Below are 23,547 nucleotides of genomic sequence, written 5' to 3'. Positions count from 1 at the left end.
AGTCTCCGCCACCGGGCAACCGATGCGTCCAAGATCGAACGACACATAACCCCTGAACGAAAAAATCCGGCTGCGTCGCCACAGCCGAATTTCAATCATTTACGTCCGAAAATCAGTCTCAGAAAAAACCGCGGCGCTGCCACCAGCCGGCCTTCTTCGGCTTGCCGTCGCCATCAGCCGCTTCCGTGGTGGAAGACTTGACGGTCGGTTCGGAGGAGGCAACGTTTGCGCCGCGATTGGCCCGAACGGGCTTTGCTTCTTCTTCAGCGGGCGCTGCCAGATCAGCGGATGCCTCGGCGACTTCCGGCTCGGTGGCCGGGGCTGCTTCGGCAACCGGTGCTGCTTCAGCGGCAGGTGCCACTTCTGCTTCCACGACAGGCTCTTCGACCGGCGAGGCCTTACGGCTGCGGCGAGCGCGCTTCGGCTTCACGTCTTCCGTTACTGTGGCGCCGGCTTCGACGGCGGCCATGGCCGAGGAGGCTTCGACAGCCTCCGCTGCGGCGGCTTCGACGACAACATCTACCGGTGCGCTGTCTTCGGTTGCGACTGCGGCTTCGTCCGTGGTCTCGCCTGCTTCCGCGCTTGCGGCAACATCGCCATCAACTTCGGCAACATCGTCGCCCTCAGCGCCTTCGGCACCTTCCTCGCGGTTGCGGCGACCGCCGCGCTTGCCGCGACGGCGGCGCTTGCGGCGCTGTGCGTCATCGCCTTCGGCGCGTTCTTCGGAGCCGGCAGCGGACGTGGTTTCGGCGTCGTCGCCTTCCTCGTCACCACCATCCTCGTCGCCAGCCTGTTCGGCGCCGTTCTCGTCGGATGCCTGCTGCTCGCCATTGCCGTTGCGGCCGCGACGACGACGGCGACGCTTGCGCTTGCGTCCGTCACCTTCGCCCTCTGCACGGGCAGCGGCAACTGGGCGTTCCGACGCCTGCTTTTCTTCCAGCTCTTCGTCTTCTTCCTCGTCGATCTCGATCACGACGTCATCGTCGTCATCTTCCGGGATAGCCGCGAAGTTGAAGAGGGTTTCGATCTTGACCGGGTTCTCGACGGCTTCGCCGCGATCGATCGCGAAATGCTGAGCGCCAACGGCGCCATCGGCATCGATGATGATCGAAACACCGAAGCGGGCTTCATAGTCAACGATCGTCTGACGCTTGTGGTTGAGGATATAAAGAGCGATCTCCGGCGTCGTGCGAACCGTGATGTCGTGGGTCGTGTTCTTGAGCAGATATTCTTCGATACCGCGCAGCACGTGCAGGGCAACGGAAGACTGCGAGCGAACGTGACCGGTGCCGCCGCAATGCGAGCAGACCTGGGTCGTCGATTCGAGAACCGATGCACGAATGCGCTGGCGCGACATTTCGAGCAGGCCGAAGTGCGAGATGCGGCCGACCTGGATGCGGGCGCGATCGTTTTTCAGGCAATCCTTCAGCTTCTTCTCGACAGCGCGATTGTTGCGCTTTTCTTCCATGTCGATGAAGTCGATGACGACAAGGCCGGCCAAGTCGCGCAGGCGCAGCTGACGAGCGACTTCGTCGGCGGCCTCGAGGTTGGTCTGCAGTGCCGTGTCTTCGATCGAGTGCTCGCGGGTCGAACGACCGGAGTTGACGTCGATCGAAACCAGCGCTTCGGTCTGGTTGATGATCAGGTAGCCACCCGACTTCAGCGTCACCTGCGGCTGCAGCATCCGGTCGAGCTGGGCTTCGATGCCGGAGCGCGAGTAGATCGGGTGAATGTCGCGGTAAGGCTGGACCACCTTGGCGTGGCTCGGCATCAGCATCTTCATGAAGTCTTTCGCTTCACGATAGCCTTCTTCGCCGGAGACGATGATCTCGCCGATATCCTTGTTGTAGAGGTCGCGGATCGAACGCTTGATGAGCGAGCCTTCCTCGTAGACGAGGCAAGGCGCGGTCGATGCGAGCGTCAGCGTACGGACGTTTTCCCAAAGACGCATCAGGTATTCGAAGTCGCGCTTGACCTCGACCTTGGTGCGGTTCGCGCCGGCGGTGCGCAGGATGACGCCCATGCCCTGCGGCACTTCGAGCATCTTGGCAATTTCCTTCAGGCGCTTGCGGTCCTGAGGGCTGGTGATCTTGCGGGAGATGCCACCACCACGTGCGGTGTTCGGCATCAGGACCGAGTAGCGGCCTGCAAGCGACAGATAGGTGGTCAGAGCAGCGCCCTTGTTGCCACGTTCTTCCTTGGCGACCTGAACGAGCAGGATCTGGCGACGCTTGATGACTTCCTGGATGCGGTACTGCTTGCGCGGCTTGCGCTGCACGCGATCGGGAACCTCTTCCATGGCGTCTTCGGCGCCGACGTTCTCGATCACTTCTTCTTCGTGATCATGATCGTCGTCGTCCTCGTCGTCACCGCGGCGGCGCGCATCGACGTCTTCGGAAATCGTGTCGGTCTCGACCATGGCGGCCATCTCGCCGCCGGTGGAACCTTCGTCGTCGGACGATGCCGCAGCATCGGCTTCAACCGTCGCTTCGTCAGCGGCGGGAACGACTTTCTTACGGCTCCGGCGGGGCTTGGCTGCCTTCTTTGCAGGCGCTTCCTCGACGGCTTCGACAACCTCTGCAGCTTCGACGGTCTCTACGACCTCTACAGCGGCTTCGACCGGGGCTTCAGGTTCGTCCTTGGCAACGATGCCGACATCGGGTTGGTCCTGGGTCGCGGGGTCGATCCGTGCCGTATCAACATGCTCGACATCGTCGTCGCGGCGATGCTCTTCGGCTTCGGCGCGCAACAGGGCCTGACGGTCGGCAAGTGGGATCTGGTAATAATCGGGATGGATTTCGGCGAAGGCCAGGAAGCCGTGCCGGTTGCCGCCGTAATCGACGAAAGCAGCCTGCAGCGAAGGCTCGACCCTCGTTACCTTTGCGAGGTAGATGTTGCCGCGAATTTGCTTCTTGTGTTCCGACTCGAAGTCAAATTCTTCTATGCGGTTTCCGCGAACGACAACGACGCGCGTCTCTTCCTCGTGAGACGCGTCGATAAGCATTTTGTCTGCCATGTAAGCTGAGCTCCTCGGCGCGGTCGAGCGTCGTCAGTCTCCGCAGTCGATAAGACAAGGGGAGTGCGGACCGTCATAGCAGCGCCGGATAGTGAAAGTCGCGATTGGTTCGGTGTGGAAGGCAGCAGCCAGACAGCAGCGGGGAAACTCTTTTCCCGGGGTCTGTAGACTTTAGATAAAACCTGCTGCGACACCATAAAAGACCAAGCGAGATCGACAAAACAAAGACCTTATTCAGGCCCGATGAGTTTGCTCTCTCTTTAAAGAGCGGTTGGTGGCAATCCACCGATGAAGTTTCCGCATACTCCGGAAAAATCAGGATCCATTGTCGAGTGGAAGCATGTAAGACGGCGGACGATTGCCGGTTGTGGCGCCAGGTCCTTTGCGGTTGGCTGCCTTGTCGGCGACTCTATCCCGTCAGTGCTTCTACCCTAAAATTGCTTGTATGTTTTCTCCGTCACAATAGCAAGGGAAAAGCCAAATGTGCCATAATATTGATGGATTTGCAGCATCATAAAAAATAGCGGTGGACGAGGTGATTCCGGCGCGGCGACAGTGACAATTGTTCTCGGTCGCAATCGCGTGTATCGCGGGATCCGGCATTGATGACAATTGGGGCATGACAGTCGGTTGTATAGCGAGACGCGGCGCGCAACGGTGAAATCCGGCTTGCGGACGAAAAACTTCAGGGCTTGGCTGGTTGCCGCGGTGATGGCCGTGGCCGTTCCGTTGGTCGGTCATTCGGTGGCGACCGCGGCCGGCGACGAGCGCCTGCTGGCCTATGGCGCGCGCATCGTCGGCGACGACGCCAGGACCCGCATCGTCATCGATTTCGATCGTCCCCCGAGCTTCTCCATCCACTACATAGCCAATCCGGAACGGGTCGTCGTCGATCTTCCGGCGACCGCTTTCGGTTTCCCCGCCAAGGATCTCGAGGCGAGGGGGCTTTTCAAGGATATCCGCTACGGCACGATGGATGGCGACAGCGCCCGTATCGTGTTGACGGCGACAAAGCCCGTTCGCATCGGCATGGCGAGGGTTCAGGCCGATGAAAACGGCAAGGGCCAGCGCCTGGTTCTCGAAGCCGAGATGACCGACAAGGCGACGTTTGCCGAATTGGTGAAGGCTCAATCCTGGAACGAGCCCGAGGCCGCGCAGACAACCAGCGCCATACCCGCGCCCGAAAAGGCTGAGCCCGGCGACTTCATCGTCGCCGTCGATGCCGGTCACGGCGGCATCGATACCGGCGCGATCGGCGTCGACACGAAGACCCAGGAGAAGGATGTCACGCTGGCATTCGCCAAGACGCTCGCGGATCGGCTCAACCGTGAGCCCGGCATCAAGGCCTTCCTGACCCGCAAGGATGATTCGTTCCTGTCGCTGTCCGAACGCGTGCAGATCGCGCGGCAGAACCACGCCGCACTCTTCGTCTCCATGCATGCCGATACGCTGCGCCAGAAGGATATTCGCGGCGCCACCGTCTACACCATCTCCGACAAGGCATCCGACAAGCTCGCCGCCGATCTCGCCGATCGTGAAAACCTGTCCGACCAGATCGCCGGCAAAGCGGCTGCTACCGAGCCGCCCGAAGTGGCCGACATCCTGCTCGATCTGACGCGCCGCGAGACGCAGGCGTTTTCGATCTCGATGGCTGAGAGTGTGCTGGCCTCCTTCAAGGATCAGGTCGGGACCATCAACAACCCGCACCGCCACGCCGGCTTCCGCGTTCTGCAGGCCCCCGATGTTCCCTCCATCCTGCTGGAACTCGGCTTCCTCTCGAACAAGGAAGACGAGAAGTTGCTGCTCGACGACACCTGGCGCGCGAAGATGGGCGACCTGTTGACGGAAGCTGTGAAGCATTACCACGCATCCATGGTCGCCAATGGCGGCTGACAGGCGGCCGTTGCTCAGATGTGACACTTGCGTGGGTAAACATGTATGCGTGTGGAATTGCAGGCAAAAGCCCTACTTTCCTCACATTCAGGCCATTACTCACGGCTATGTTTCCGTGTGCAAAACGGAATTGGCTTGTGGCCGCATCCGGCATGGAGTAATTCGCGCAGCGTGCAAAGTGCCGCGGTTCATGCGATTGTTATGCGCGCGCCGATCGACAATTGAGATACCGGTAGCTTAGATATGATCAGACTTCTTGGATATTTCTTCGGAGCGGCTTGCGTCCTGTTCCTGGGCGTAGCGGCGGCCGTTGCCGTTTATTTGGCGACGGTGACGAAGGATCTTCCTGATTACGCGGTGCTGAGCAGCTACGAGCCGCCGGTGACGACGCGCGTGCATGCCGGCAACGGTGCGCTGATGGCCGAGTACGCCAAGGAGCGTCGCCTGTTCCTGCCGATCCAGGCCGTTCCCGATCGCGTCAAGGCCGCGTTCCTCTCCGCCGAAGACAAGAATTTCTACCAGCACCCTGGTATCGACGTCACCGGCTTCGGCCGCGCCGTGGTCGCTTATCTGACCGGCGGCCCGACGCAGGGTGGTTCCACGATCACGCAGCAGGTCGCCAAGAACTTCCTGCTGTCGAGCGAACAGACCATGGAGCGTAAGGCCAAGGAAGCCATTCTCTCCTTCCGCATCGAGCAGGCCTACAGCAAGGACAAGATCCTCGAGCTCTATCTAAATGAGATCTTCTTCGGCCTGAACTCCTACGGTATCGCCAGCGCCGCACTCACCTATTTCAACAAGTCGGTCAACGAACTGACCATCGCTGATGCCGCCTATCTGGCCTCGCTGCCGAAGGGCCCGGCGAACTATCATCCGTTCCGTCATCCGGAAGCCGCGGTCACCCGCCGCAACTGGGTTATCGACCGCATGGTCGAGAATGGCTATGTCAGCCAGTCGGATGGCGCTGAAGCCAAGAAGCAGCCGCTCGGCGTTACCGGCCGCACCAGCGGTCCGTCGCTCTTCGCATCCGGCTACTTCGCCGAAGCCGTCCGCCGCCAGCTGATCGACCAGTACGGCGAGAAGATGCTCTACGAGGGTGGCCTCTCGGTTCGCACCTCGTTCGACCCGCAATTGCAGGTCTTCGCGCGAAAGGCGCTGCAGGACGGCCTGATCAACTATGACGAACGTCGTGGTTTCCACGGCCCGATCAAGCAGATCGACACGACGTCGGACTGGGGCAAGGCGCTCGCCGATATCCCGTCTCTCTCCGACGTTCCGGAATGGGATCTCGCCGTCGTGCTTGCTGTTGCCAGCGACAGCGTCGACATCGGCCTGCAGCCGCAGAAGGATGGCGCGGGCAAGATCGGCTCTGACCGCCAGCGCGGCACTATTGAAGCCAAGAACATGCAGTGGGCCTTCCGTTCGGCCACCGGCGGCAAGACCTCCAAGTCGCCGCAGGGCGTTCTGCAGCCGGGCGACGTCGTCTTCGTCGAACGCCTTGGCGGCGACAGCTCCACGTCCTACCGTCTACGCCAGCCGCCCAAGGTCGGTGGTGGTTTCGTCGCGATGGACCCGAAGACCGGCCGCGTGCTGGCCATGGTCGGCGGCTTCTCCTATGCCCAGTCGGAATTCAACCGCGCGACGCAGGCGATGCGCCAGCCTGGTTCGTCCTTCAAGCCTTTCGTTTACGCAGCCGCGATGGACAATGGCTACACGCCGGCCTCGGTCGTCAGCGACGATCCGCTCGAAATCCAGGTCGGCAACGGCCAGGTCTGGGCGCCCGACAACTACGAAGGTGAGGGCGGTGGCGCCAACACGCTGCGCTTCGCCATCGAGCATTCGCGCAACCGCATGACGGTTCGTCTGGCCAATGATCTCGGCATGAACGTTGTTGCCGAATATGCCAACCGCTTCGGCATCTACGACAAGATGCTTCCAGTTTTGGCCATGTCGCTCGGCTCCGGCGAAACGACCGTGATGCGCATGGTTTCGGCCTATTCGGTCATCGCCAACGGCGGCAAGCAGATCAAGCCAACCTTGATCGACCGGATCCAGGACCGCTACGGCAAGACCATCTTCAAGCATGAGGAGCGCGTCTGCGAAGCCTGCAACGCCAGCGACTGGCAGAACCAGGAAGAGCCGAACGTGGTGGACAACCGCGAAACCGTTCTCGACCCGATGACCTCCTACCAGATCACCTCGATGATGCAGGGCGTTATCCAGCGCGGTACGGCTGCCGGCAAGGTCCAGCTCGGCGAGCGCGACGTCGCCGGCAAGACCGGCACGACCAACGATGAAAAGGACGCCTGGTTCGTCGGCTTCACGCCTGATCTGGTTGCTGGTCTTTATATTGGCTTCGATTCGCCGACCACGCTCGGCCGTGGCGGTACCGGCAGTGCGCTTTCCGCACCCGTTTTCAACGCGTTCATGCAGAACGCCGTCAAGGACACGCCGGTATCGAAGTTCGTGATCCCTGCCGGCATGAACCTGATCCCGATCGACCGCAAGACCGGCATGGCCGCGACGCAGGGCGACCCGAACACCATCATCGAGGCCTTCAAGCCCGGCACCGGCCCGGCCGACAGCTACTCCGTCATTGGCATGGACAACACCATGGCACCGGAGGAAATCCTGAAGACCTCGCCGCAGGCCAACCAGGCGGTTCAATCCGGCGCCGGCGGTCTCTACTGACATTTTCGACTTATAGCGTGGCGGCTGCGGCTCTTTACATCCGCGGCCGCCACAACTATTTGACGGACGACTTTTGAAGACAACGCAAAGAAGCGGGACAATGCGAGCGGAAATCCAGAACGTAGTCGATGAAACCAAGCAGGCTATCACCCTGCTGAGGAGGCATCTTTGACTGGGACCAGGCGATAAGACGACTGGACTGGTTGAACAACAAGGCAGAGGACCCGAACCTCTGGAACGATGCCACCGAAGCGCAGAAGCTGATGCGCGAGCGCCAGCAGCTCGATGACGGCATCAGCGGCGTACGCCGCTTCGAACAGCAGATCAAAGACAACATCGAGCTCATCGAGATGGGCGAGGACGAGGGCGACGAAGCCATCGTCAAGGAAGCCGAAGACGCGCTGAAGGCACTCAAGGCCGAAGCCGCGCGCCAGCAGGTCGAAGCGATGTTGTCCGGTGAAGCCGACAGCAACGACACCTATCTCGAAGTTCACTCCGGCGCCGGCGGCACGGAAAGCCAGGACTGGGCGAACATGCTTTTGCGCATGTATACCCGCTGGGCCGAACGCTCGAAGTTCAAGGTTGAACTGCTCGAAGTGCACGACGGCGAAGAAGCCGGCATTAAGTCCGCGACGCTGCTCGTCAAGGGCCACAACGCCTATGGCTGGCTGAAGACCGAATCGGGTGTTCACCGCCTGGTCCGCATTTCGCCTTATGATAGCAACGCGCGCCGCCACACCTCGTTCTCGTCCATCTGGGTCTACCCGGTCGTCGACGACTCGATCCAGATCGACATCAACGAAAGCGACTGCCGCATCGACACCTATCGCTCCTCGGGCGCCGGTGGTCAGCACGTCAACACGACCGACTCCGCCGTCCGCATCACCCACATGCCCTCGGGCATCGTGGTTCAGTGCCAGCAGGAACGCTCGCAGCACAAGAACCGCGCCAAGGCGTGGGACATGCTGCGCGCGCGTCTCTACGAAGCGGAACTGAAGAAGCGCGAAGACGCGGCCAACGCCGAAGCGGCCTCCAAGTCCGATATCGGCTGGGGCCACCAGATCCGTTCCTACGTCCTGCAGCCCTACCAGATGGTCAAGGACCTGCGCACCGGCGTTACCAGCACCGCGCCCGACGACGTGCTGGATGGAGAGCTCGACGAGTTCATGGAAGCAGCGCTCGCCCACCGCATCAGCGGCAAGGCGGATGCCGTGGTCGACGACGTCGACTGATCGATCTGGTCAAGATGATATCGAAAAGGCCCCATCCGGGGCCTTTTCTGATTCTGGCTGTGGGTCTTTCGAAGCGCTACGGGCTTTAATGTCCCGACTTCTCGACGCTGATATCGCCGAACTCGTCGATGATGACGGTCCAGCTATCGGCATCGCCATCCGGATCGGTCTTCAGATAGACCATGGCGAACAGCCCAGGCTCGTTCAGTCGGCCGGTCGAATTTTCAGGGCGGATATCCGTCACATAGGGATTGAGGTCGTTCAGCTCCTGAACCTCGACCGTTGAGATGATTTCGGGCCCGGTCTCGGTCTGCGCGATCTGCTGCAGATAGATCTTGGCGGTGCGATCGGCCTGGCGAACCGCAAATAGTTTGTAATAGCCGTGGCGAGGTTGGCTTGGTGCGGCGGGCGTCGCCGTCGCTGGCGCGTTCGGGGTAGTGGCAACCGGCGGGCGCGTCACCGCCGGCGCATTGCCGTCGTCCGCCCAGTAGCCCGTGCTCGTCGCGAATGTGATGCTCGCAGGCAATACAGGATCCGTGGAATCCGACGCACGCGTGGCAAGCGGAACTGCGGCGATCAGCAGCGCGCAGGCTGTCAGTCCGAAACGCTTCATCGCCTCAATCCTCGAATTGCTCGGATAGAATACGGTCGGACCAGGAGCGGTCGGGGTCGGAGAGGATGCGCGCCGTCATGTGCTCGGATTGCGCAATGCGCACATGCAGCACCGATTTGACCTCGGAGTTATCGGCAACCGCATTCACTGGCCGCTTTTCCGATTCGAGAATATGAATGTCCACCGTCACCTTGTTCGGCAACAACGCGCCGCGCCAGCGGCGGGGACGGAACGCGCTCACCGGCGTCATCGCGAGCAGCGGTGCGTCGAGCGGCAGGATCGGACCGTGCGCCGAGAGGTTATATGCCGTCGAACCCGCCGGCGTCGCCACCATCAGGCCGTCGCAGATCAGTTCCTCAAGCCGAACGACGCCATCCACTTCGACTCTGAGCTTGGCGGCCTGATAGGATTGGCGAAAGAGTGAGACCTCGTTGATGGCAAGCGCGGTATCGCTCGTCCCATCCGCATTCGTGGTCGTCATCCTGAGTGGCCGAAACGTGTTCTCGACGGCGGCATTGATCCGCTCGCGCAACGCGTCGGTGCGGTACTCGTTCATGAGAAAGCCAACGGAGCCCCGGTTCATCCCATAGACGAGCCTGCCGGAGTTCATCGTGCTGTGCAGCGTCTGCAGCATGAAGCCGTCGCCGCCGAGCGCCACGATCACATCGGCATCCTTGGCGGGCACATCGCCGTAAAGGCGAATCAGTTCATCGCGCGCCGCCAGCGCCTCAGCGGTAGGGGAAGCCAGAAAACAGAGGGTCTGAAAGGATACGCTCATGCAATGCCCTTTGATAAAGTCCGCCTAGCTAAATGATAATGGGCTGGCACGACAAGGCATTTTAAGGTCGCAGCTGTTCGCCGGGACTACTCTCTGCATAGGTGAGGAGAAGGCAGAAGGGCGCCAATTTCATGGCGCCCCCTGTTTGTGATCGGCTTCGAACGGACCTTGGTCGACTCGCGTCCGTGGCCCGTCGGCTCGGCGACAGCGCCCTACTTGTTCTGAAGCAGCCAGATCTTTCCGCCCATAGTGATGCCATAGGTATCGGTGGTTCCATCGTCGGTGAGATTACGGCGCTCCAGGAAGCCATGCTCGCAGAGATCCACAAGCGTCTTTGCGGTGACCGTCTTGATCTTCTGCGGGCGCTCTTTCCAGCGGTCCGTTTTCGCATAGGTCACGGTTGCGTTCTCATGCGTCCACTTGCCGGCCGCCTGCGGATAGAGATCGCCATCACGGGCGAGTTTAAGTCCCGCGATCTGCGCCGGGGTGAGTTCAGCCATTTCAATAACCTCTTGGCATGTTGCACGGATCAGCCGTGAATGCAGGGGAACCCTGGGAAACCAAGGGCAATAGGAACCAAATGTTGCAACGCGAGCATCTCGTTTACCGAGGCCCGTCGGTGTGGCAACAATCGATTCCTTCGAAGAATTGTGGTGCCCCCGGCAGGGTTCGAACCCGCGACCCCCTGATTACAAATCAGGTGCTCTACCAACTGAGCTACAAGGGCAACGCCCGCCAATTAGCAGATTTTGCTGCTCTGTAAAGAAAAATCGGCCACGATTTGATTTCGCTTAGTGATTTCAACAGGCCGTACGCAGGCTAGTTTGGAGTGGTCTGCCGAACGGTCGATTGCAGGTGGCCGCCATTCTCGCCCATGCCGTCGCCGGAAGACGGCATGGCAGCGATGCTGAGAACCGAAACAACCATGAGAGCGATGACAGCGATCATTATTCGCACGCGATTTCTCCTTTTGAACGAGGAAGAAACGCAAATAAGGCAATTGGGTTCCGGAGCGGGCGTCGCGGCTATTGCGCTGGCGGCGGCGCTGTCGTGGTGGGATTGGCGCCTGGGGCTGCCGGGGCGAGAGGATCGGGCTGATGCACGGGTTGGGTCTTGTCGATCCAGCCGATGCTGAGAATGATGGCGACGAGGATGCCGATGAAGAGAATGCCGATGATGAGGGGACGAACTGCCATGTCGGATGCTTCTCCTTGTTGGTCGGAGCATTGCTGGATGATAACCGCTGCTGACGTCAAAACCGAGGCGGTCGAGCATCAGCAGCGGCATCTTTCGGCATGGTGGCCCGTTCGTGAGTCGGTCAGCCCTTCAGATGAATGCGCGCCGCGTAGAGCGCGATCGCGGCTGCGTTGGACACGTTAAGCGATTTGATCTCGCCGGGCATATCGAGCCGCGCCAGCGCATTCACCGTCTCGCGCGTCTTCTGGCGCAATCCCTTGCCCTCGGCGCCAAGCACCAGCGCGACCTTGTCGCCGGAGAAGGTACCCTCGAGCGGAGCCGGGCCTTCCGAATCAAGGCCGATGGTGACGAAGCCGAGCTTGTGCAGTTCGCCGAGCGCATCGGCGAGATTGGTGATCTGTATATAAGGGATGAGTTCCAGTGCGCCGGAGGCGGATTTGGCGAGCACGCCCGATTCGGTCGGGCTGTGGCGCTGCGTCGTGATCAGCGCGCCGGCATTGAAGGCGACGGCCGAGCGCATGATGGCGCCGACATTGTGCGGATCGGTCACCTGGTCGAGCACCAGGATCAGTGGGCTGTCTTTCAGCGCTTCGAGGCGGCGCACGGGCAGGGGACGCGTTTCCAGCATCACGCCCTGGTGGATGGCGTCTGGACCAAGCACCTTGTCGAGATCCTGCGGCGAAACCATCTCGTACGGTATGCCGAGTTTCTCGACATCGATCTCAAGGCGCGCAAGCGCGTTCGGGGTCACCGACAGCTTTATCTTCTTGCGCTCTTTATTCTCGAGCGCGGCGCGCACCGTGTGCAGACCATAGAGATGGACCTGGTCTGGCGCCAGCGCCGGCGGCTTCCAGTCATCGCCGCCACGTTTGCGCTTCTGGAAGCCGGGAGTTGGAATTTCGCCGCGTTCGCGCTTGTTGTCGCGATGCGCACGACGCAGGTTAGCGTAGTGCGTATCCTTGGCGGATTTTTCGTCGGAGGGCGTGCCCCCGGTTTTGTTGTCTTTGCTCATGCCGCTTTATAGCGGTGGCATTTCTTTCCGCATAGGATTTCTTTGTCCACAGGGGCTTTCCATCGCCGATGACATTTTTCGCATATTTTCCATCGTCATCGTGTTGACATAGGCAATCGGGCCCGTCATATACGCGGCGCAGACCGAGGGCGGCAACGCTTCGAAAGTCTAGCAGACTTGGTCTAACGATCCGGACGAAAAACTGGAGAGATGCCCGAGTGGTTAAAGGGGACGGACTGTAAATCCGTTGGCTCAGCCTACGTTGGTTCAAATCCAACTCTCTCCACCATTCGTCCTCGGATCGGACCAAACCCCGCGGGTATAGCTCAATGGTAGAGCAGCAGCCTTCCAAGCTGAATACGCGGGTTCGATTCCCGCTACCCGCTCCACTTTTCAAAACGAAGCCTGGCATTATCCACAGCGCGCAAGCGCTTGTTTACGTTTCCCTATCGCACTGAAGCGCCGCTCCTGATCTCAGCCCCACAGCAGGACGAAGGGGGAGGCGAGCGCGATGATGCCGGCCGCCATCCAGCGTGTGCGTCCATCCATCGTGAATTCGTCCCGCGACAGCCATTTGCGCACGGCGACATAACCGATAGCAATGACGGCGCTATAGATGAGTGCGCGCAACAGGATCGACCAGCCACCGCCGAAGAGCCCGATCGCAATGCCGAATCCTGTCAGCGCGCCGAGGATGCCGTAGCCGACATCGAACATCAGCGTCGTCGTGGTCGACAGCGGCCTGAGAACTCTCGGAAACGCGATGGCGACAGCCGCCGTCAGCAGCCAAATGGCGACGATCGCCTGCAGCGTCGACGAGCTGACGATGGAGGCTGCCAGCGCCGGCAGCCGCTCGGGCGTCGAGAGCCGCACCACCTGCGCGATCCAGTCGATCGCGGCCGCCAATATCCACAATATGAATGCGCAGCCGGCAAAGATCAGAAAATTGCCGGCCGATCGTTTCGCGATGTCCTTCGGTTCCATGCCGTGCTCTCCCCGGGCGATCGCCGGCGTGGTTCCGGCAAGGCAAGTAATATCACAGCATCAATCGGTTGTGACGGTTTATGGTGAAAGCGAGCACGTGCCGCTTTACGCAATTCCGCCGAACGCTCGGCCCCGCTTAGGATCAAGCCTTAGAGCTTCGATCTCCTGCCAAGCCTTGTCCACATACGTTGCGGCATCCACTCCGCGGTAGATGAGTGACACTTCATGGCGCTGGTAGTCGCTCTCGCGGTCGCGAAGAGCGGACAGCCAGTTGAACGACCCTTCCGCGATCCAGCTTTGATCCACGGCGAGCGTTTTATTATGGGCTCCGTTGAGCGGCCAAAGTTCAACGCCGGCGGCCGTCAGAGTTTGGATAGCCGAAGCCGCACCTGGCTGCAGGCGGCGATCCCGTCCCGTGTTCAGAAATTGATCGTAGGCGATGACGACCTTGAGATCGTTGCGCCGCTGGTTGAGCAGCGGAGCGAGGCCGTCGGCCTCGATGGCGTTCCCTGTGAGATAAGGGGATACGATCAGCAATCGCTCACTTGCGTCCTCGATGGATCTACGCAGTGTTTCCCGATGCCCTTCGAGGCTGCTGATTCTCTCAACATCCGACGGCACCTCCAGGGCGATCCGGCTGATTGGGTCGATGTCGGTGATTTCGTTTTCCGGCTTCGAGAAAAGGTAGACTCCGAGCAGTCCCGACGGCAGTGACGGTTGCTCCGGTCGAAACAAGCCAATGTCGCCGAAGACTAGAAAGCTCTCCCGTGCACGCGATACCGCCACGTTGAGCATGGATACACCCCGGTCGACAAACAGCCCGGTGGATTGCCCTGAGGGTATTGACTGACGAAAACATCACGATGGCTTTCTCCGCGCCCTGCAACGTATGAACGGTGCCTACGGTTATGTTTTCTCCGTCTAGCCCCGCATTTTGCAGTGCGGCGTTCAGCACCCCGATCTGCGCTCGGAAAGGCGTGACGATTGCCACGATCTCGCCCAACGTTCTGGCGCCATGATGCTCGATGAGTTGCCGCTTTCGGCGACCCAGCCATTTTGCCATCACTGCCGCTTCCTCGACATTCGTCCAGCTTGTTCCCGTGCGAACTGCGCGACCCGGTACATGGGCATACCCCAAGGGCGGCAACGGGTGCCCACTATCCGGGCGCATTGGCTTGAGGGCGCCGCCGTAGGCCAGTTCGTTGCTATAGGCGATGACAGGCGCGCGGCACCGCCAGTGCTCCTCGAGAAACAATCCGCGATGCGGTGGCATGGCAAACGCCGTCGCGGCCTGAGCCATCGCCATTACCGATCCCTCGGATGCCATCATCCCATTGACTTGAAGCAGCTTCAGTTGGTCGGCCATCTGGAAATGATCCAGATTGGCGAGATCGGTGCCGGTGTCGATGCCCCATACAGGTTCCAGCTGTTGCGTATCTCCGACGATCAGTGCTTTACGCGCCAGCGCAAAGAGCGCGCCGCCGACTTGGGGCGGGACCTGGCCGGCTTCGTCGACGATCAACAGATCGATGAAATCGGCCAGCAGTTCCGTGGAGCCCTTGTAGTAATCAAACAAGCGAGGGGCAGTATAGGCTGTCGATACCATGCAAGGCGTCAGCTTCGCGAAGCGCCGCCACCGGCGTTCGCACGCGTCACGATCGCGGCCAGTGAACGTCTTGTCCTTGCCGCGCGCTGCCGCATCAACCTCGATCAGCCAGCGGCCTTCCCAATACCGCGCCGCGAGATGGAAGAGTTCGGGGCGAACCAAGGTGTCCAGTCGCTCATCCAGAATGTCGGGTTTCGCCGCGATCTCCTTCTGGACGTCCTCAGCCAGAATTGGTTGCAAAGCGTGTAGCCAGTTGCTCCAGTTTGCTACCGCCTCTTTTTTCCGATCAAGCGCGCGCTCATGCTTGGCGATGAGGTCATCCAGCCAAGCCCGAAGTGTCGCCGATCCGAGGAAGGTCTTCCACGTCCAGGCGGGATCGGCCAGGTTCTGAGCATCCAGGTAGGAATGCACGCGTGACCAGAGGCGTCGTTTGACCGCGGGTACCCACGAGAAGATGGCTTCGAGCAGCGATCCGTGGGAAAGTTCAAGAGCAGTACGAGCGCATTCGCGCAGTGTTTGCGATCGGCTCTCGTCCTGGTCGATCACTGCGCGCAGACGCGCGATGTCCGAGGCGGTTGGAAAGCGACCGTCGAATAAAAGCGCGGTCGTGTCCTTGAGGGTAAGAGCCGCCTTCATGGCAGAGGCTTTCAACTGCAGCAGTTCCCGCAGTGTTTCGGTCGCTTCCTTGAGGTCGGTCGCGTCTTGCCCCGCCCAGTCTCGAAAACGACTGATCCAAAAGTCCTTCGCGCCTTGAAGGTAGCTGTCGTTCTCCATGCTGCCTGGCAGGCCGCCCCATGGCTGGCCATACTGATGGCACCACGCGGCGGCGTGCTCCGGTCTTATGCCTTTCTCGACCTCTCGTTTCGAGGGAAGATACAATCCGTATTGCGTAACTTCGGGCAGCCAGCGCTCGATCAGTGGAGAGGCTGAAAGCGGGTGCTGCGTCGGTAATGATGCGCGCGCAAAGGTGTCGAGGATATTGGTTATGGCTTTGTTGTTCGTGGAGCTCGCCAGAATAACCGGTGGTTCTCCGCCTTCTATCAATGCGCGTTCAACCCATAGCGACGCGACCACGCTTTGAATGAATGTCGTCTTGCCGGTCCCGGGTGGCCCGTTGACCGCGACGATCTCGCCGTCGGCCACTGCCGTCACGGCATTCAGGGATTGGCGTTGGCTTCGATTGAGTGGAAAGTCGCCGCTCATCTGTCCGAGATGACGACCCTTCAGAGCCGCATTCTCGGCTATTCCAGTCACATCCTTGGCTTCTTGCGGATTGATGAGGCGCTGCAGAAGCGGTGCTGGAACATCATCTTGGTCGATCAAGGTGTCGTACACCTTGCGAATTGCCTTGCTTGCGTCGGCGGGGCGCGTGCCGCAGGCAATATAGGCACCTAGATTGACATGATGTTTGGGTGCGAACCGGTCAGCAGCCTCTCCGAACAGGCTGGTGAACATTTGGTCGGCGTAGCGCCAAAATGTAGGCCAGTCGGAACCGTCTGCGGGCGGCGGATTGCTTCCGCTGTAGTCATCCACTTCGGTGATCTGCGAAAACGTCTGCACCCCGGAAGCGGGTGCGAGGACTGCGCGATCGACAATGACCTGATCGCCGGGATTGCCGCTGACGAGCAATTTGCCCTCCCGTGTCACCTGAAGGCAGAGCCACATCGGTACTCGCATCCGATCCATGGTCGCGGAGATTGCCGAGTGACGATATTCGGGCTGCAGAAGCTGAAACGCGACGATCAGATTTATGGCGCTCATGCGCTCGCGTTCTCGACGAGAGAGGCCCGTTTCGGCCTCCGCCCACAAGGTTGCGGTTAGTCGACGTTCAAGTTGACCGTTTCTCAAATTGCCAAAGGCGAGCGGGTGAAGTGACAGCGAGTCGGGATCAATATGCCGGTTGCTATCGAGGAGCGCTGCGCGCCAATAGTTGAGCAAGGCAGATAGGGAGAGGGTCATGACCAATTCATCCGGTTAATCAATCGGCTTCATCAGTCGCCGCCGATCGGATACTACTCAGGCGCGCATTAACGAAATGTATCTCCACCCCGCCGCACGCTGGGTGTCCGCAGGTTCTCTAATGCGAACTTCCATTGCAAATTCATGCGCTTGTATTCTGCCGCCGACGATGTAGCTGTGCCATCTGCCGCAACGGAGGTTGCCGATCGAATGCTTCGTTCCCATATGCGGCGGCAGCGCGGAATAGCGTCCGCAATTAAGTCTTGCGCAATTCCGCCGAAAGCCTTAAACGGCGGCACTAAACCGGTTCGCCGGGGTCATCCATTTCGTTCACAGGAAGCATTCAAATGGCAAAGAGTAAGTTTGAGCGCAACAAGCCGCACGTTAACATCGGCACGATCGGCCACGTTGACCACGGCAAGACGTCTCTGACGGCAGCGATCACGAAGTACTTCGGCGAGTTCAAGGCGTACGACCAGATCGACGCTGCTCCGGAAGAAAAGGCACGCGGCATCACCATCTCGACGGCACACGTCGAGTACGAGACGGCCAACCGTCACTATGCCCACGTTGATTGCCCCGGCCACGCCGACTACGTCAAGAACATGATCACCGGTGCCGCACAGATGGACGGCGCGATCCTGGTTTGCTCGGCTGCTGACGGCCCGATGCCGCAGACCCGCGAGCACATCCTGCTTGCTCGTCAGGTTGGCGTTCCGGCTCTGGTCGTGTTCCTCAACAAGGTCGACCAGGTCGACGACGCGGAACTGCTCGAACTCGTCGAGATGGAAGTTCGCGAACTTCTGTCGTCCTACGACTTCCCGGGCGACGACGTTCCTGTCGTCAAGGGTTCGGCTCTTGCCGCTCTCAACGATTCGGACAAGAAGATCGGCGAAGACGCCGTTCGCGAACTGATGGCCGCTGTCGACGCCTACATCCCGACGCCTGAGCGTCCGATCGACCAGCCGTTCCTGATGCCGATCGAAGACGTGTTCTCGATCTCGGGCCGTGGTACGGTTGTGACCGGTCGCGTCGAGCGCGGCATCGTCAAGGTTGGTGAAGAAGTCGAAATCGTCGGCATCCGCGCTACCTCGAAGACGACGGTTACCGGCGTTGAAATGTTCCGCAAGCTGCTCGATCAGGGCCAGGCTGGCGACAACATCGGTGCTCTGGTTCGCGGTGTTAACCGTGACGGCGTTGAGCGTGGTCAGATCCTGTGCAAGCCGGGCTCTGTCAAGCCGCACAAGAAGTTCATGGCTGAAGCCTACATCCTGACGAAGGAAGAAGGCGGCCGTCATACGCCGTTCTTCACGAACTACCGTCCGCAGTTCTACTTCCGGACGACGGACGTGACCGGTATCGTTTCGCTGCCGGAAGGCACGGAAATGGTTATGCCTGGCGACAACGTCACGGTTGCTGTTGAACTGATCGTTCCGATCGCGATGGAAGAAAAGCTGCGCTTCGCTATCCGCGAAGGCGGCCGTACCGTCGGCGCTGGCATCGTTGCCTCGATCATCGAGTAATCCTTAGGATTGCTTTGAGTTAGAAAAGGCCTCGCTGGAAACAGCGGGGCCTTTTCTTTTGGCCGATCGAGGTCTTGTCACCGCAGACGTATCATCGTATGATACGTCTGCATCGGAGGCACGCTTGATCAGGTCGTTCAAGGATAAGCTCACGCAGTCGGTGGCCGACGGCTCGGTGCGGAAGGGATTCCCTTCAGAGTTGGTGCGGCGCGCGCAGTTGCTCTTAACGGTCTTGGATGCTGCAGCCAGCATAGGCGATCTCCGCTCACCGCCCGGCAATCGGCTGGAGAGATTGTCCGGCGACCGGAATGGCCAGCATTCGATCCGCATCAACAAGCAATGGCGGATTTGCTTCGTCTGGACGGATGCCGGCCCCGAACAGGTCGAAATCACCGATTATCATTGATTGCAGGCATGGAGTTTCTGATCATGAGCACAAACAAGCTGCCAGCCATCCACCCGGGAGAAGTCCTGCGAGAACTCTATCTCGCGCCGCTTGATTTGAAGCCTTATTCATTGGCCAAGAAGCTGGGCATTCCGAGAACACGGATAGAGCGGATCGTCGCCGAGAAGGTGGGCATCACGACCGACACGGCGCTGCGCCTTGCCAAGTTCTTTAACACCACGCCTGAGTTTTGGATGAACCTGCAGGTCGCTTACGAGATCAAGGTTCAGAGCGCGGCTATTGAGACTGCGTTGGCGGCCATCCCGGAACTCGACGCGGCGTAGCCGAACCGGCATCGGGCAGCGTGGCCTTGCGTTGCCGGTGCGACACTTTATCTATGCCTTCCATGGTGAGGAATGGGAGGACATTTCATGAAGAAGCGCATTTTGTTTACGGGCGGCTCCGGCAAGGCGGGGCGTCATGCCGTGCCGTGGTTGGTCAATGCCGGCTACGAGGTTCACAATATCGATCTCGTGCCGCTCGACAGTCCTGGTGTCACCAATCTGATCGTCGACATCACCGATAGCGGCCAGGTCTATAATGCGCTCTCGATGCACCGCGACTTTCCGGATCTCGAAGCGGGCAGGGGTGTTCTACCCTATGATGCCGTGGTGCACTTCGCCGCCATCCCGCGCATCCTGATCAAACCCGACAACGAAACCTTCCGCATCAACACGATGGGCACCTATAATGTCATCGAGGCGGCGGTGAAGCTCGGTGTGCGCAAGATCATCGTTGCCTCCAGCGAAACCACCTACGGCGCCTGCTTTGCCGAAGGGCATCGGGATTTCCATCAGTTCCCGCTGGATGAGGACTACGACGTCAACCCGATGGATTCGTATGGGCTGTCGAAGGTATTGAACGAGAAGACGGCGCGAGCGTTTGCCGAGCGCTCCGGCGCCGATATCTATGCGCTGCGAATCGGCAATGTCATCGAGCCGCACGAATACGAGAATTTCCCGACCTATTTCGCCAATCCCGAAATGCGCAAGCGGATCGCCTGGAGCTATATCGACGCGCGCGATCTCGGCCAGATCTGCCATCTATGCATCGAGAAAGACGGACTCGGCTTCCAGGTGTTCAACGCCGCCAACGATACCGTCTCTGCCAATACGCCCACACGGGAGCTCGCCGCGCGCTACTATCCGAACGTCAGCTTCACCCGCGAGATCGGCGAATTCGAGGGGTTGTTGTCGAACCACAAGATCAGGGAAGTGCTGGGCTTTCGCGAGGAGCACGACTGGCGCCGATACGTGAAGCTGTGAACGCGTTTCGGTCCGCACGCGAGGAATGGGAAAAAGTGAAAAACGCACTTGCCAATCGCCTCTCGGCGTCTTAAAGGGTGCGCCATGCTTCTCGACAATGCGTCGCGGCTTTCGCCAACAGGCTGATCGGGAAGCGTAAAGGGGTATAGCTCAGTTGGTAGAGCGGCGGTCTCCAAAACCGCAGGCCGTGGGTTCGAGCCCCTCTGCCCCTGCCATTTCCTTGAACGAACAGCGCGGACAACCTGCAGCATTTCGCAAGAGGCTTGTACATGGCTAATTTCGTTAAACTTTGGTTCCCCTCTTGTCTAATGGGGAATCGGTGTTTATGTAGGGGTTCAACAGACACGCGGTGCGTGGGGCTGATCTGATCAGCTTTACGCGCCGTAATTGCGTGGGCAGTCGATGGCATCCAAATCAAATCCGCTTACGTTTCTGCAGCAGGTTCGCACGGAAACGTTGAAAGTTACTTGGCCGTCGCGCCGTGAAACGATGATCTCGACGATCATGGTACTTGTGATGGTTGTCTTTGCCGCGCTGTTCTTTTTTGCCGCGGACCAGTTGATCGGCTGGTTGCTGGGCTTCGTGCTCAATATCGGCAACTGATCGGGCGGAGATATAAGATGGCGGCACGTTGGTATATCGTCCACGCGTATTCGAATTTTGAAAAGAAGGTCGCGGAAGACATCGAGAACAAGGCTCGTCAGAAGGGTCTTGAGCATCTCTTCGAGAAGATTCTCGTCCCGACTGAAAAGGTGGTTGAAGTGCGTCGCGGCCGCAAGGTCGATAGCGAGCGCAAGTTCTTCCCCGGTTATGTGATGGTTCGCGCCAACCTGACCGATGAAGCCTACCACCTGATCAAGAACACGCCGAAGGTGACCGGCTTCCTGGGCTCCGACAATCGGCCCGTGCCGATCCCTGACTCCGAAGCCGATCGTATTCTCGGTCAGGTTCAGGAAGGTGTCGAGCGTCCGAAGTCTTCGGTCAGCTTCGAGATCGGCGAGCAGGTCCGCGTTTCCGACGGTCCGTTCGCATCGTTCAACGGCACGGTTCAGGATGTGGACGAAGAGCGTTCGCGCCTGAAGGTGGAAGTGTCGATCTTCGGTCGCGCGACGCCGGTTGAACTGGAATACGCTCAGGTCGAGAAGGTCTGAGCTCGGATGTAAGCCGGCAACGGCTTATGTCCCCGCGGCGAAAGCCGCAAAGCGCGTGGAAGGTGAGGGCACCTTAGCCGGGTCCTAAAATCCGAACCACGCAACCGCAGCCGCCGGAGCGATCCGGCATTATTGGTCGGGCAACCGGCCGTCAGTGAAAGGCAGAGAGTTATGGCTAAGAAAGTTGCAGGCCAGCTCAAGCTTCAGGTCAAGGCAGGATCGGCTAACCCGTCCCCGCCAATCGGCCCGGCGCTTGGTCAGCGTGGCATTAACATCATGGAATTCTGCAAGGCGTTCAACGCCGCTACGCAGGAAATGGAAAAGGGTATGCCGATCCCGGTCGTCATCACCTACTACCAGGACAAGTCCTTCACCTTCGTCATGAAGCAGCCTCCGGTCAGCTACTGGCTGAAGAAGGAAGCGAAGATCACGTCCGGTTCCAAGACGCCTGGTAAGGGCGCCACCGCAGGCAAGCTCACCAAGGCTCAGATCAAGACGATCGCTGAAGCCAAGATGAAGGACCTGAACGCAGCTGATATCGAAGGTGCAATGGCGATGATTGAGGGCTCTGCCCGCGCCATGGGCCTGGAAGTGGTAGGATAAGACCATGGCAGGCAAGCGCACCAAGAAGATCAACGAAGGTGTTGATCCCACGAAGCTCTACGCTCTCGACCTCGCTATCAGCATGGTCAAGGAACGGGCTGTCGCCAAGTTCGACGAAACCGTCGAAGTATCGATGAACCTCGGTGTTGACCCGCGCCACGCTGACCAGATGGTCCGCGGCGTTGTCAACCTGCCGAACGGCACGGGCCGTGACGTTCGCGTCGCCGTCTTCGCACGTGGCGCCAAGGCTGACGAAGCCAAGGCTGCTGGTGCTGACGTTGTCGGCGCTGAAGATCTCGTCGAGATCGTTCAGGGCGGCAAGATCGACTTCGATCGCTGCATCGCGACCCCGGACATGATGCCGCTCGTCGGTCGCCTCGGTAAGGTTCTCGGCCCGCGTGGCATGATGCCGAACCCGAAGGTTGGCACCGTCACCATGGACGTCGCTGGCGCCGTCAAGGCTTCCAAGGGCGGCGCTGTCGAGTTCCGCGTCGAAAAGGCTGGTATCGTCCACGCCGGCATCGGCAAGGCTTCGTTCGACGCCAAGGCTCTTGAAGAAAACATCAAGGCTTTCGCTGACGCCGTCATCAAGGCAAAGCCGGCTGGCGCAAAGGGTAACTACGTCAAGCGCGTAGCGATCTCTTCGACCATGGGCCCGGGCGTCAAGATCGAAGTCGCTTCGGTCACGGCCGCTTAATAAAGTTTCGCTGGGCGTCAGTCCGGCTCATCAGATTCCGGCCTCGCAAGGGGCCGGGATATTCCGGAGAAATCCGGAATCCTGTCCGAGATTGCAGGTGGTTTTCCCTTAATCACTTGGCCTGCATGAGACGGGTAAGGCCCGAATTTTTGAAGCTTCGCTTCATCGATTTGGTTCGAACCTTGGATGCCTTGTGCCTCTTAGCCTTTCTGGCGCGGAGCGCGAGGGGACAGGATCCTCAAGCGTCGCTTGGGATCATTCGTGATCTCAGGAGGCAAAGGCAACCCGATGGGGCCGGTCACGGTCTCATCTACTGGAGATAGGCAGTGGAAAGAGCGGAAAAACGCGAATTCGTCACGGAACTGAACGAAGTCTTCAAGGCTTCGGGCTCGGTTGTCGTGGCCCACTATGCTGGTGCTACAGTCGCGCAGATGAACGACTTCCGTTCCAAGATGCGCGCAGCTGGCGGTACCGTCAAAGTCGCGAAGAACCGCCTGGCCAAAATCGCCCTTCAGGGTACGGAAGCGGAAGGGATCTCTGGTCTCTTCAACGGTCAGACGCTCATTGCGTACAGCAATGACCCGATCACCGCTCCGAAAGTCGTCGTGGATTTCGCCAAGACCAACGATAAGATCGTTGTTTTGGGCGGCGCCATGGGGACAACGACGCTCAACGCAGAAGCAGTCAAGTCGCTCGCGACCCTGCCTTCGTTGGACGAACTGCGCGCGAAGCTGCTGGGCATGATCCAGACTCCGGCTACCCGCATCGCAGGCGTTGTTCAGGCACCGGCAAGCCAGCTTGCTCGCGTGTTCTCGGCTTACGCCAAGAAGGACGAAGCCGCATAAGGCGGTTTTTTGCTGTTTATAAACAACCGGTTCGAAC

Annotated in this window: 22 protein-coding genes and 4 tRNA genes; 15 read left to right on the top strand and 11 right to left on the bottom strand. The window is 59.8% G+C overall.

Annotated elements, in window-relative coordinates; all coding sequences use genetic code 11:
- Window positions 1–118: 118 nt before the first annotated feature.
- Window positions 119–3,016, bottom strand: a complete 2,898-nt coding sequence (locus ACODTZ_RS13590) for an Rne/Rng family ribonuclease (protein ID WP_489026326.1) — start codon at window positions 3,014–3,016, stop codon at window positions 119–121.
- Window positions 3,017–3,727: 711 nt separating this feature from the next.
- On the opposite strand from ACODTZ_RS13590, the gene ACODTZ_RS13585 reads away from it, so the two are divergent.
- The 3 genes from ACODTZ_RS13585 (at window position 3,728) to prfB (ending at window position 8,832) form a co-directional block, all read left to right on the top strand.
- Window positions 3,728–4,909, top strand: coding sequence for an N-acetylmuramoyl-L-alanine amidase (locus ACODTZ_RS13585; RefSeq protein ID WP_489026599.1), 1,182 nt, complete (start codon window positions 3,728–3,730; stop codon window positions 4,907–4,909).
- A gap of 243 nt (window positions 4,910–5,152) precedes the next feature.
- Complete coding sequence (locus tag ACODTZ_RS13580; protein WP_489026324.1) at window positions 5,153–7,600, top strand: penicillin-binding protein 1A; 2,448 nt, start codon at window positions 5,153–5,155, stop codon at window positions 7,598–7,600.
- A gap of 100 nt (window positions 7,601–7,700) precedes the next feature.
- A protein-coding gene (prfB, locus tag ACODTZ_RS13575) for a peptide chain release factor 2 (RefSeq protein WP_111561177.1) occupies window positions 7,701–8,832 on the top strand; the annotation gives its coding sequence in 2 pieces (ribosomal slippage) (window positions 7,701–7,769 and window positions 7,771–8,832; 1,131 coding nt in all).
- Between the two features lie 85 nt (window positions 8,833–8,917).
- Here prfB and ACODTZ_RS13570 read toward each other — a convergent pair.
- The 7 genes from ACODTZ_RS13570 to rlmB all read right to left on the bottom strand — a co-directional run bounded on the left by ACODTZ_RS13570 (window position 8,918) and on the right by rlmB (window position 12,432).
- Window positions 8,918–9,445 carry a hypothetical protein gene (locus ACODTZ_RS13570; RefSeq protein WP_489026322.1) on the bottom strand — a complete coding sequence of 176 codons (528 nt, stop codon included), beginning with the start codon at window positions 9,443–9,445 and terminating at the stop codon, window positions 8,918–8,920.
- Between the two features lie 4 nt (window positions 9,446–9,449).
- Window positions 9,450–10,223: an NAD kinase gene (locus ACODTZ_RS13565; RefSeq protein ID WP_112941261.1), complete on the bottom strand. Its 774-nt coding sequence runs from the start codon at window positions 10,221–10,223 to the stop codon at window positions 9,450–9,452.
- 212 nt (window positions 10,224–10,435) lie between these two features.
- Window positions 10,436–10,723: a hypothetical protein gene (locus ACODTZ_RS13560; protein ID WP_018898656.1), complete on the bottom strand. Its 288-nt coding sequence runs from the start codon at window positions 10,721–10,723 to the stop codon at window positions 10,436–10,438.
- 151 nt (window positions 10,724–10,874) lie between these two features.
- A tRNA-Thr gene (locus ACODTZ_RS13555) sits at window positions 10,875–10,950 on the bottom strand.
- Window positions 10,951–11,042: 92 nt separating this feature from the next.
- Complete coding sequence (locus ACODTZ_RS13550; protein WP_181459189.1) at window positions 11,043–11,180, bottom strand: hypothetical protein; 138 nt, start codon at window positions 11,178–11,180, stop codon at window positions 11,043–11,045.
- A 68-nt stretch (window positions 11,181–11,248) separates the two neighbouring features.
- Window positions 11,249–11,419 (bottom strand): hypothetical protein, encoded by a 171-nt coding sequence (locus ACODTZ_RS13545; RefSeq protein WP_165936948.1) that lies wholly within the window; start codon window positions 11,417–11,419, stop codon window positions 11,249–11,251.
- A 122-nt stretch (window positions 11,420–11,541) separates the two neighbouring features.
- Window positions 11,542–12,432, bottom strand: a complete 891-nt coding sequence (rlmB, locus tag ACODTZ_RS13540; protein WP_113008528.1) for a 23S rRNA (guanosine(2251)-2'-O)-methyltransferase RlmB — start codon at window positions 12,430–12,432, stop codon at window positions 11,542–11,544.
- Between the two features lie 204 nt (window positions 12,433–12,636).
- Here rlmB and ACODTZ_RS13535 point away from each other — a divergent pair.
- Both ACODTZ_RS13535 and ACODTZ_RS13530 read left to right on the top strand, forming a co-directional pair.
- Window positions 12,637–12,721 (top strand) — tRNA-Tyr (locus ACODTZ_RS13535).
- 26 nt (window positions 12,722–12,747) lie between these two features.
- A tRNA-Gly gene (locus ACODTZ_RS13530) sits at window positions 12,748–12,821 on the top strand.
- A gap of 85 nt (window positions 12,822–12,906) precedes the next feature.
- Here the strand turns inward: ACODTZ_RS13530 and ACODTZ_RS13525 are convergent.
- From ACODTZ_RS13525 to ACODTZ_RS13515, 3 genes are all read right to left on the bottom strand, one after another.
- Complete coding sequence (locus ACODTZ_RS13525; protein WP_018898652.1) at window positions 12,907–13,416, bottom strand: hypothetical protein; 510 nt, start codon at window positions 13,414–13,416, stop codon at window positions 12,907–12,909.
- A 105-nt stretch (window positions 13,417–13,521) separates the two neighbouring features.
- On the bottom strand, window positions 13,522–14,037 hold the full coding sequence (locus tag ACODTZ_RS13520; protein ID WP_489026319.1) for a phospholipase D-like domain-containing protein: 516 nt from the start codon (window positions 14,035–14,037) through the stop codon (window positions 13,522–13,524).
- On the bottom strand, window positions 14,021–16,981 hold the full coding sequence (locus tag ACODTZ_RS13515) for a DEAD/DEAH box helicase (protein ID WP_489026318.1): 2,961 nt from the start codon (window positions 16,979–16,981) through the stop codon (window positions 14,021–14,023). The genes ACODTZ_RS13520 and ACODTZ_RS13515 overlap by 17 nt, the downstream gene beginning before the upstream one ends.
- 347 nt (window positions 16,982–17,328) lie before the next feature.
- Between ACODTZ_RS13515 and tuf the strand changes: the two genes are divergently transcribed.
- The 10 genes from tuf to rplJ all read left to right on the top strand — a co-directional run bounded on the left by tuf (window position 17,329) and on the right by rplJ (window position 23,510).
- Window positions 17,329–18,504, top strand: a complete 1,176-nt coding sequence (gene tuf, locus ACODTZ_RS13510) for an elongation factor Tu (RefSeq protein WP_111561256.1) — start codon at window positions 17,329–17,331, stop codon at window positions 18,502–18,504.
- Between the two features lie 124 nt (window positions 18,505–18,628).
- Entirely contained in the window at window positions 18,629–18,910 is a 282-nt protein-coding gene (locus ACODTZ_RS13505; protein WP_018902698.1) for a type II toxin-antitoxin system RelE/ParE family toxin, read from the top strand.
- Between the two features lie 8 nt (window positions 18,911–18,918).
- Complete coding sequence (locus ACODTZ_RS13500; RefSeq protein ID WP_489026316.1) at window positions 18,919–19,233, top strand: HigA family addiction module antitoxin; 315 nt, start codon at window positions 18,919–18,921, stop codon at window positions 19,231–19,233.
- A gap of 87 nt (window positions 19,234–19,320) precedes the next feature.
- On the top strand, window positions 19,321–20,214 hold the full coding sequence (locus tag ACODTZ_RS13495; protein WP_489026315.1) for an NAD-dependent epimerase/dehydratase family protein: 894 nt from the start codon (window positions 19,321–19,323) through the stop codon (window positions 20,212–20,214).
- A 139-nt stretch (window positions 20,215–20,353) separates the two neighbouring features.
- Window positions 20,354–20,429: transfer RNA gene (locus tag ACODTZ_RS13490), tRNA-Trp, on the top strand.
- Window positions 20,430–20,616: 187 nt separating this feature from the next.
- Window positions 20,617–20,817, top strand: a complete 201-nt coding sequence (gene secE, locus ACODTZ_RS13485; RefSeq protein WP_026283763.1) for a preprotein translocase subunit SecE — start codon at window positions 20,617–20,619, stop codon at window positions 20,815–20,817.
- Between the two features lie 17 nt (window positions 20,818–20,834).
- Window positions 20,835–21,365 (top strand): transcription termination/antitermination protein NusG, encoded by a 531-nt coding sequence (nusG, locus tag ACODTZ_RS13480; RefSeq protein ID WP_018902692.1) that lies wholly within the window; start codon window positions 20,835–20,837, stop codon window positions 21,363–21,365.
- 171 nt (window positions 21,366–21,536) lie between these two features.
- The gene (gene rplK, locus ACODTZ_RS13475) at window positions 21,537–21,968 is read left to right on the top strand and encodes a 50S ribosomal protein L11 (protein ID WP_018902691.1); all 432 of its coding nucleotides are present in this window, start codon (window positions 21,537–21,539) and stop codon (window positions 21,966–21,968) included.
- A 4-nt stretch (window positions 21,969–21,972) separates the two neighbouring features.
- Window positions 21,973–22,665, top strand: a complete 693-nt coding sequence (gene rplA / locus ACODTZ_RS13470) for a 50S ribosomal protein L1 (protein WP_018902690.1) — start codon at window positions 21,973–21,975, stop codon at window positions 22,663–22,665.
- Window positions 22,666–22,991: 326 nt separating this feature from the next.
- Window positions 22,992–23,510: a 50S ribosomal protein L10 gene (gene rplJ / locus ACODTZ_RS13465; protein ID WP_018902689.1), complete on the top strand. Its 519-nt coding sequence runs from the start codon at window positions 22,992–22,994 to the stop codon at window positions 23,508–23,510.
- Window positions 23,511–23,547 lie beyond the last annotated feature (37 nt).

It is taken from the genome of Rhizobium sp. FG113, assembly GCF_057809895.1.
This window is presented reverse-complemented; position numbering and strand designations above follow the sequence as displayed.